This window comes from Schlesneria sp. (assembly GCF_036405755.1).
Taxonomy (GTDB): domain Bacteria; phylum Planctomycetota; class Planctomycetia; order Planctomycetales; family Planctomycetaceae; genus Schlesneria; species Schlesneria sphaerica.
Genome location: NZ_DASWWZ010000088.1, coordinates 1 through 6,572, shown reverse-complemented (window position 1 = coordinate 6,572; position 6,572 = coordinate 1). Strand labels below are relative to the sequence as shown.

General features: G+C 56.6%; 5 protein-coding genes. 3 read left to right on the top strand and 2 right to left on the bottom strand.

Annotated features, from left to right (window positions below; all coding sequences use genetic code 11):
- Both VGE80_RS02960 and VGE80_RS02955 read right to left on the bottom strand, forming a co-directional pair.
- Positions 1-945 (bottom strand): CocE/NonD family hydrolase (locus tag VGE80_RS02960; RefSeq protein WP_440591621.1); only part of this gene is annotated, 945 nt, incomplete at its 3' end.
- 168 nt (positions 946-1,113) lie between these two features.
- Positions 1,114-1,782 carry an NYN domain-containing protein gene (locus VGE80_RS02955; RefSeq protein ID WP_440591620.1) on the bottom strand — a complete coding sequence of 223 codons (669 nt, stop codon included), beginning with the start codon at positions 1,780-1,782 and terminating at the stop codon, positions 1,114-1,116.
- Positions 1,783-1,973: 191 nt separating this feature from the next.
- On the opposite strand from VGE80_RS02955, the gene VGE80_RS02950 reads away from it, so the two are divergent.
- From VGE80_RS02950 to thrC, 3 genes are all read left to right on the top strand, one after another.
- A complete protein-coding gene (locus tag VGE80_RS02950; protein WP_440591619.1) occupies positions 1,974-3,455 on the top strand; it encodes a sialate O-acetylesterase in 1,482 nt (493 codons plus the stop codon).
- Positions 3,456-3,605: 150 nt separating this feature from the next.
- On the top strand, positions 3,606-4,730 hold the full coding sequence (locus tag VGE80_RS02945; RefSeq protein WP_397570816.1) for a citrate/2-methylcitrate synthase: 1,125 nt from the start codon (positions 3,606-3,608) through the stop codon (positions 4,728-4,730).
- 264 nt (positions 4,731-4,994) lie between these two features.
- Positions 4,995-6,383: a threonine synthase gene (gene thrC, locus VGE80_RS02940; protein WP_440591622.1), complete on the top strand. Its 1,389-nt coding sequence runs from the start codon at positions 4,995-4,997 to the stop codon at positions 6,381-6,383.
- The last annotated feature ends 189 nt before the right edge of the window (positions 6,384-6,572 follow it).

Sequence of the window (6,572 nt, the reverse complement as noted above, 5' to 3'; positions counted from 1 at the left end):
TGAGGTTCCCGGACTGCTTCCTTCAATTTGCTTGTACGTCTCGAGGGCACCGAAAAGGTTTTCTGCATCGAACCAGCCACCGACCGTCATCACGGCCGGCCGGATATTTTTCAAGTGGGGGCGGAGGTTTCGTGCCTTCCAGAATTCATCGTACGTCCCATGCTTCATGACCTCGTTCCAGAAGGGGACGTCCCCTTTGTAGTAGCGGGAATCCGCATTCGGCAGGGGGCCGAGTTTCAGGAAGAACTCATAACCGTCCGGAGTGCCATGATCGAATTGATGATCGATCTTTTTTGACGGTTCAGGCCGGTTGTGACCGTGACGCGCCATGAAGTTGAAGACATGCGGAAGCTGCAAGGCTCCGTTATGGTGCCAGTCATCACCGATAAACCAGTCGGCGATGGGGGCCTGTGGCGAGCAGGCGGCAAGCGCCGGATGAGCGTCGATCATTCCCGCGCTGGTATAGAAGCCGGGATACGAAATCCCGTACATGCCAACCTTGCCATTGTGATTGGGCAGGTGCTTGATCAACCACTCGATTGTGTCCCAGGTATCCGTACTTTCATCAATCTGGTCGGGACCGCTTTTGACAGCCAGATGAGGACGCATGTCAACGAAGTCACCTTCCGACATCCAGCGGCCTCGCACGTCCTGGTACACGAAAATGTAGCCTGCTTTGCCGAACAACGTCGAAGGCCCCAGGTTCTCGCGGTACTGGTCAACGCCGTACGGCTTCAAACTGTACGGAGTCCGACTGAGCAGAATCGGGTAAGTCTTCGACTGATCTTTCGGCTCATAGACTGCGGTGAAGAGCGTTTTGCCATCCCGCATGGGGATACGGTACTCGTACTTTGTGTAATTCGCTTTGACGTATTCCCCACCTTGCGCCTGCACCAGACGAGTGGATCCGACCACGGATGCGATCAGTACCAACGTGGTCACCATCGATCGATTTGCTCGAAGCACACAAAGACGAATAACGGCTTGCATCTCGGGAGTATCTCCAGTTGATTGAAGTTAGAATCGTCTCTGGGTTCTGCGGCTAAGGCTACGCTGCACTGTAGAACAGATCGTGACCCCGCAGAAATTCGCAGTCGGATCTGTTTCAGCCTGTCACAGCCTTTTGGGCTTGCCGCGCGGCTTCGACTGCGCAGACTCGTTCAACCATTGTTCAAGCTGGGACGGGTCCTGCACCTGCTTTTGAATCTGCTCCACGTGCGACTCCCAATCATTTTTCGGAGCGGCGTTTTCTGCTCGGACTTCATCCTGAATCGCTTGCGGGCTGACACCCTCAAATTCGTCCAGCCAGAAGCCTACATCCTCTTCCCGTGGCGAATTTGGCGAGACGGACTTTCCCGTGGAACTCACCTGACGATGGGGAGAATCGAGTTCTTTCAGAAAGACCTCGCTATCCATCGCCATTCCGCGCCGCCTGCGGATGGCCGTCTGCAAGCGGTGATCACTCGAAATCACCTTCAATTGACGGGGGGCTGAATGCTGGCTGATCAACGTCTCAATCATTTCATCTGCTTCGTGTCCCGGTTCTGCAAACAGGACGATCATCATTTCATGCGTGTATCGAGCGGGCAGACCCCGCGGAGCGTCCTGTGCATCGAACACAACCGTACACCGTTTCCGCTCTTCCACACTCATGCGACGTGCCAGCTTTGCCAGCAGAGTCAGCCGTTTGTTCGCAAGGTCGCCCGGAGGATGGTAGACACGTGCCAAACCCGCGGCGTGCATCAGGTTGTAGCCGTCGATAATCAGAAATGGGACTGGCATAATCAGTTTTTCGGTCGTAGTGTTTCCGGGAGGGAATTCCCGTTGTATCCCCTTGAATCACGATAGCAAGAATTGTCCCGGACACGATACACTCGTGCCACGAGGCAGAGTGTTTCCTTCAATTCGATGGGACCCTGACGAGTAAAGTCCGTCGGGCAATGTCTCACTGGCTCAAGATCGGAACATCACGTATGTCGTCTCGCTGTATCGCCGTCATCTCCGCAATAGCGTTGATTGCGGTGACCACATCAGCGAGGGCTGATATCAAGCTGCCTGGCATTTTCAGCGATCATATGGTCCTGCAGACGGGCAAGGAAGTCCCCTTCTGGGGTTGGGCCGAGCCAGGTGAGGAAGTGACGGTGACGATCACTTCCAAGGACCCCGGTGATACGACGAAGCCCGAATCTGCGAACGTGGTAACGGCCGCCGACGGCCGCTGGAGTCTCCGTCTTCCCGGCCGCAGTAAGCCCGCTCAAGTCGAAGTCACGGTCACCGGAAAGAACACCGTGACACTGACCAACGTCCTCTTCGGGGACGTCTGGATCTGTTCAGGCCAGTCCAATATGGAATGGCCCGTCAGCGCATCGCTCAATCATCAGGAAGAGATCGCGGAAGCAAAGTTTCCATCCATTCGATTCTTCAAGGCAGAACGGAGCACCGCGAGGGTCCCGCAGGACGACAATGACGGGAAATGGGTCGAATGTTCGCCCGATTCGATCGGAGGAATGAGCGCCGTGGCCTATTTCTTCGGTCGCGAATTGCACCAGCGACTGAAGCGACCGATCGGCCTGGTTCAGCTGACGCATGGAGGTTCCATCTGTGAAGCATGGACCAGTCAGGCGGCTCTCAAGTCTGACGAAGACTTCGCCAAAATCCTCGAACGAGCCGAACGCGCGAGCACCGATCCCAGCCAGGCCAACAATCCCAACCGAGCGTCTGTCCTGTACAACGGCATGATCGCTCCGATTCAGGGATACGGGATCAAAGGAGCCATCTGGTATCAGGGCGAATCCAACACGGGGCGTGCGTTTCAATACCGCAAGTTGTTTCCTCTGCTGATCAGCAACTGGCGGCGGCAATGGGGGCTGGGAGACTTTCCGTTTCTGTTTGTGCAACTCCCCAACTACGTTCCTGAAAAATCGAAACCCGATCGACCGGACGAACCTGAAGAGAGTGCGTGGGCGGAATTACGCGAGGCGCAACTGATGTCTCTGTCCGTCCCCCGAACGGGGATGGCGGTGACGATCGATGTTGGCGAACCGAGGGACATTCACCCCCGAAACAAGCAAGTTGTGGGCAAGCGACTCGCCCTTGCTGCACTTCAGGTGGCATACGGACAAGACATCGTTGCGAGTGGACCGCGGTACAAATCGATGAAGGTCATGGAAAGTACGATTGAGCTTGAATTTCAGGACATCGGCGACGGATTAGTTGCCCAAGGGGGCGACCTGCGAGGTTTTGCGATCGCGGGGGCCGACAAGAAATTCGTCTGGGCCACTGCCCGAATCGAAGGGAACGTCGTCCGCGTTTCATCGTCCGAGGTACCAGCGCCGGTTGCTGTCCGGTACGCCTGGGGCGACAACCCGGACGGGAATCTTTTCAACGGAGCCGGACTGCCCGCATCCCCGTTCCGCACCGACGACTGGGCAGGAATCACTCATCAGAACCGGTGATCGTGACTGTCTGATTCATAGACGCCAGTGATCCATCAAAACGAATACAATGGTTTGCAAAGGAACACTGTCGACCGTTTCGTCGCGGCCCATTTTGCGCTAGAATGTGCAAAGTGGATTATCCGGTTGCCCTTCTACAATGGATTGCGAATGAGTCACTCTGCTGTTCCCAGCCCACACATGGAGAAACGCACTAACAGTGAGACGACCATTTCGTCGATTGACGGTGATCTGCTTTACCGGGGCTATCCTGTTTCAGAGCTGGTCGAAGAATCCAGTTTTCTGGAAACGACCTTCCTGATCGTCCAGGGCAACCTTCCCTCGCAGGAACAGCTCGCCGATATGCAGGCCGTCATGAGCGAAGCGGCCGTTCTCGAACAAGACATCGTCAACTTTATCGAGCGTTTACCGCTGAACGTCCCTGCGATTGATATTCTGCGGACCGGAGTCAACCTGCTGGCGTTATCGGATGCTTACGAAGAAGAGCTCTCTCCGAATGACGTGTGGGAAACGCTGCAACGGTTGCTCGCCCAGTACCCGTTGCTGCTGGCGACACGCCACCGGATTGCCCGAGGGCTCGAGCCGGCCGAGCCGCGCGACGATCTGAGCTACGCTGGATATCTCTACTGGAGCCTGACCGATCGCGAGCCGTCACCCCTGGCAGAGCGAGCCCTTGACGCCTTCTTGATCCTCAGCGCCGAACACGAGCTCACCCCGTCGACGTATTGTGCACGGATCGTGGCGTCAACTCGATCCGATTTTCTGTCATCTGTCATCGCGGGGATCTGTGCCATGAAGGGGGTCTGGCATGGTGGTCCCGGCCGTCAGGCCATCGACATCCTCGAAGCAGTCGAATCTCCGGCTGCCGCACCCTCGATCGTCCGAGCGGTTCTCAAACAGTACGAACGGATGCCGGGCTTCTGGCATCGAGTTTACCGGACTTCAGATCCCCGGTCGGAGTTGCTCCGTCCCATCTGCCGGGACGTCGCCGTTGAAGTCGGCAAAATGAATATGGAAGAGGTCTCATCAGCCATTGAATCCGCTGTCTGGGACGAACAGCAGTTTCTGCCCAGCTATGACTGGCCCGCAGCGCGAATGCTGCATTATCTGGGGCTGGATTCTGACTTATTCGTGCCGCTGTTTGTGATCAGCCGGACGGTGGGCTGGGCCGCTCATTTCATCGAGCAGCAGCAGACTCCGCAGCCGATCAGACCACGTGCCGTCTATGTCGGCCAGCCGGAACGCCCCTTTCTTCCCCTTTCCGAGCGCGGCTGAAAAACCCTAACGCAAGCCTGCCGCGAAGATCCTCACCGGTCGGTTCCAACCTGACTCATGTCGGGAAAATCGCCGTAAATCGAGAAGGCGGCAAGGGATTTCCAGTCCGACTGTTCCGATTGCGACCGGATGAATCAGGAAACGAATTCCGTTTTCCCGCCGAACAATCCTTCACTGCACTCCACGGCTCAACTAGAGTGGAGATGAACTTGATTCGTTCCCGCTGGAAAATCAGTAAACAAGAGAGTCGTGAGTACATCATCCATGTACGGGTTTCAACGCTGTATCGCCCCCCTGTGCCGCTCCACCTTCGATGTGACCGAAGTCCTCACATCCTGCCCGGATTGCGGTTCACTGCTTGATATCGATTATGAATGGGACAAACTTCCCATTCCCAAGTCGATGCGCGAGTTCGAGTCTCGCTGGGCGAATCGCCGCGATCCGCTCGACTTCAGCGGAGTCTGGCGGTTTCGAAACCTGCTTCCGTTTGCAGCGGACAAAGACATCGTCACGATCGGCGAAGGTCAGACAATTCTTCAGCAAAGCCAGGCGGTCGGAAAATACGTCGGCATGAACGCCGGAGGTCTCTACCTCCAATACGAAGGCCTGAACCCTTCGGGCAGCTTCAAAGATAATGGCATGACAGCGGCATCAACCCATGCCCGGATGGTCGGTGCGAAGGTCGCAGCCTGTGCGTCGACGGGGAACACCAGTGCCTCACTGGCGATCTATGCGAGCACGACACAGGTGTTTCGCGTCGTCGTCTTCGTGGGGAGCGGTAAGATTGCCTACGGAAAGCTGTCGCAGGCACTGGACTATGACGCCAAAACGCTGCAGATTCTCGGCGACTTTGATGATGCGCTCGAGCGAGTCCGTGAGGTCGCGGGTGAACGTGGAATCTATCTGTGTAACAGTGTGAACCCGTTCCGTCTGGAAGGCCAGAAAACAATTATGTACCGGGTTCTCGAGAGCCTGAACTGGGAAGTCCCCGACTGGATCGTCGTCCCGGGGGGAAACCTCGGCAATTCCTCAGCCTTCGGCAAAGCGTTCACGGAACTGAAAGCACTGGGCCTGATCGATCGAATCCCGCGACTGGCGGTGATCAATGCGGCCGGCGCCAATACCCTGTATCAGCTTTATGAGGAACGCGGAGTGCGCTGGGACGGCGGGATGTCCGACGACGGCACGACAGACGCCTTCTTCAAAACCATGGATGCAGAGAATCGGAAGGCCTCAACACTCGCCAGCGCCATCGAAATCAATCGCCCTGTGAATCTGAAGAAATGTCTCCGTGCACTTCAGCAGTGCGACGGGGTCGTCCGACAGGTGACGGACCAGGAAATTCTGGACGCCAAGGCTCAGGTCGGTGCCGGTGGATTTGGTTGTGAACCTGCAAGTGCCGCGAGTGTCGCCGGTGCCAGAAAGCTGCGGGCAGAAGGTGTCATCGCGCCAAGTGATCGCGTTGTCTGCATCCTGACTGGCCACCAGCTCAAGGATCCTGACGCGACCGTCGCCTATCACTCTGGCGACCAGGCCTTGTTCAGCGAGAAACTGGGCAAACGAGGTGTTGAGCGGGCCGAATACGCGAATAGCCCGGTGGTTGTGGAAAACAACCTTCAGAAGATCATCGACGTGCTGAATCAGCAGGGTTGATTGAATCTGCGGTCACAAGCCCTGTCGCAATTGCGTCAGGGCTATTTTTTTGTGCGCCTGGCATGTTGTGTTTCTCGGAGATGCAAGTTCTCTACGGGCCGTGATGACCGGAACCGTGAGCTGTAGGACAGGGTGCCCGCCGCGAGGCGGGATCTGAAGGGAGCCGAAAGCGAAACTTGGACTCGACGA

What these genes read in the sequence shown, in the direction of transcription:
- VGE80_RS02955 (WP_440591620.1), bottom strand. Translation starts at nt 1,782, where the DNA reads ATGCCAGTCCCATTTCTGATTATCGACGGCTACAACCTGATGCACGCC.
- VGE80_RS02950 (WP_440591619.1), top strand. Translation starts at nt 1,974, where the DNA reads ATGTCGTCTCGCTGTATCGCCGTCATCTCCGCAATAGCGTTGATTGCG.
- VGE80_RS02945 (WP_397570816.1), top strand. Translation starts at nt 3,606, where the DNA reads ATGAGTCACTCTGCTGTTCCCAGCCCACACATGGAGAAACGCACTAAC.
- thrC (WP_440591622.1), top strand. Translation starts at nt 4,995, where the DNA reads ATGTACGGGTTTCAACGCTGTATCGCCCCCCTGTGCCGCTCCACCTTC.